Source organism: Caulobacter sp. P1_B12_2 (assembly GCF_056406675.1).
The window spans coordinates 1-2,129 of record NZ_JBFTZS010000610.1; the positions used below are offsets into that span (position 1 = coordinate 1).

5 protein-coding genes are annotated in these 2,129 nt (G+C 68.6%); 3 read left to right on the forward strand and 2 right to left on the reverse strand.

All coding sequences use genetic code 11. The features are described from left to right. Positions 1-226: sigma factor (locus AC1DZ6_RS23975; RefSeq protein ID WP_477099609.1), on the reverse strand; the 226-nt coding region annotated here is incomplete at its 3' end. Further along, entirely contained in the window at positions 223-654 is a 432-nt protein-coding gene (locus tag AC1DZ6_RS23980; RefSeq protein WP_477099610.1) for a YciI family protein, read from the reverse strand. The genes AC1DZ6_RS23980 and AC1DZ6_RS23975, both read right to left, overlap by 4 nt. 156 nt (positions 655-810) lie before the next feature. On the opposite strand from AC1DZ6_RS23980, the gene AC1DZ6_RS23985 reads away from it, so the two are divergent. From AC1DZ6_RS23985 to AC1DZ6_RS23995, 3 genes are all read left to right on the forward strand, one after another. Continuing rightward, on the forward strand, positions 811-1,410 hold the full coding sequence (locus AC1DZ6_RS23985) for a DUF2975 domain-containing protein (protein ID WP_477099611.1): 600 nt from the start codon (positions 811-813) through the stop codon (positions 1,408-1,410). Continuing rightward, a complete protein-coding gene (locus AC1DZ6_RS23990; RefSeq protein ID WP_477099612.1) occupies positions 1,410-1,670 on the forward strand; it encodes a helix-turn-helix domain-containing protein in 261 nt (86 codons plus the stop codon). Before AC1DZ6_RS23985 ends, AC1DZ6_RS23990 begins: the two co-directional genes overlap by 1 nt. Positions 1,671-1,694: 24 nt before the next feature. Beyond that, the coding region (locus tag AC1DZ6_RS23995; RefSeq protein WP_477099613.1) for an alpha/beta fold hydrolase at positions 1,695-2,129 on the forward strand (435 nt) is incomplete at its 3' end.

The window sequence follows — 2,129 nt, forward strand, 5'->3', positions numbered from 1 at the left end:
GGATATGGTCGGTCATGCGGCGCGAGGCGACCTGGACCAGCCAGCCGCCCGGATTGGCCGGAACGCCGCCCTCGGGCCACTGTCGAGCTGCGGCCAGCAGGGCCTCCTGCACCGCGTCCTCACCGGCGGCGAAGTCGCGATAACGATGGACCACGACCGACAGGACCCGCGGCGCCAGTCGGCGCAGCAGGTCCGTCGTCCCGCGATCCAGCGCCGCGAGGCTCACATCTCCTCGCCGCTGGTCCACATCACCCGCCGGACTTCGACGGGCAGGTTCAGCGGCGCGCCGTCGGGACCGGGGCCCTCCGACCAGCGCGAGGCGGCGTAGTAAGCCCGCTCGGCCGCGTCGACGTCGACGATGACATAGCCGGCCAGGAACTCCTTGGTCTCCGGAAAGGGACCGTCGGTCACTTCGGGCGCCGCGTCCTGGCGGGCCCGCACCAGCTGGGCGTCCTGCGGCGCGGCCAGGGCGTGGGTCACGACCATCTCGCCCGAGGCGGTCAGCTCCTCGCGGAACAGGCGCAGATGCTCCATGTGCGCCTGGACGGCCTTCTCCGGCCACTGGTCCATGGACGGCACGTCGCCGCCGGCGCGGGGGTACTGCATCATCAGGATGTACTTCATCGTCGTTCCCTTCGGTTGGAGCGCCGTCATGCGGCGCTTTCGAGGGCAAGTCGGAGCCGTCGGGCCATTCTCGACATGGCGGGCGAGTTTTATCGAGCCCTGTCGGTTCGGTTAGGACATGCGGTCTCGATCAGCGGCGGATAATTATCGTTTGACAGAAAGAAATTTCGGAATGAGTTTGGCGCCATGAGCACCGTCGTCAAACTCAACCCGCGCGCCGAGACCCTCGCCGCCGCCGAAACCGTCGCCCAGCGCCGCGTGCGGCTGGGCAGTCTCGGGCTGGTCTGGCTGTTCACCGGACTGCTGACCCTGGCGACGACGATCCTGGTCGCCGCGCTCCTGACCATGCTGTTCTACAAGGGCGAGTTGGTCCGGATCGGGCCCGACAACTGCTACATCGGCGAAGGTCCGCCCAACTCGGTCGCCTTCGGATCGCTGCCCCTGCCCCATCGGCTGATCTATTGCTTAGTTGGCATCGTGCGGGCGACGCCGATCATCATGCTGTTCTGGAGCGTGCGCGCGCTGTTTGGGCTCTACGCCGAGGGACGGGTGTTCTCACCGGCCAACGGCCGCAGCTTCAGCCGGATCGGCGGCTGGCTGTGCGCCTACGCCCTGTCGCCGTTCCTCTGCCACCTGGCCCTCAGCGCCACGGGCTACGAGATCGACAAGAACTGGGCGCACATGGCCAGCGTCCAGGCCTTCGTGCTGGGCCTGCTGGTCCTGGTGATCGGCCAGGTCATGCAGGTCGGACGCGAGATCGAGGAAGACCGCGAGGCGTTCGTCTGATGCCCATCATCCTGCGTCTCGACGTCATGCTGGCCAGGCGCAAGGTGCGCTCCAACGTGCTGGCCCGCGCCATCGGCGTCACCGAGGCCAATCTCTCGCTGCTGAAGTCCGGCAAGGTGAAGGGCATGAAGTTCGAAACCCTCGAGGCGATCTGCGCCTATCTGCGCTGCCAGCCGGGCGACATCCTGGAATACGCGCCCGACGACGGGGCCGATCAGCTTCCCCACGACCCCGAGCAGGACACGCTCAAGCGCGCCTGAGGGCGCTTCACCCTGGAGACATCGATGCGACTGTTTTCCACGCCCGTTGCGGCGATCGCCCTCGGCTGCCTGCTGCTCGGCGCGACGCCAGCCCTGGCCGCGCCCAAGCTGATCCCGGTGGCGGGCGGTCAGGTCTCGTACGAGACCTGCGGCGTCGGGCCTAAGGCCATCGTCCTGCTGCATGACGGCATTCTCGACAGCTCGGCCTTCGACGCCGCCTGGCCGCTGCTGTGCGCCAAGGCCAGGGTCGTGCGCTACGACCGCCGGGGCTATGGCGCCTCGCCGGCCGCCACCGCGCCCTACGACGCCGTCGCCGACCTCGACGCGGTGATGAAGGCCGCCGGGATCGAGCACGCCGCCTTGGTCGGCTCCTCGTCCGGCGGCGGCGTCGCCGTGGACTTCGCCCTGGCCCATCCCGACAAGGTGGACGGACTGGTGCTGGTCGGGGCGGCGGTGAAC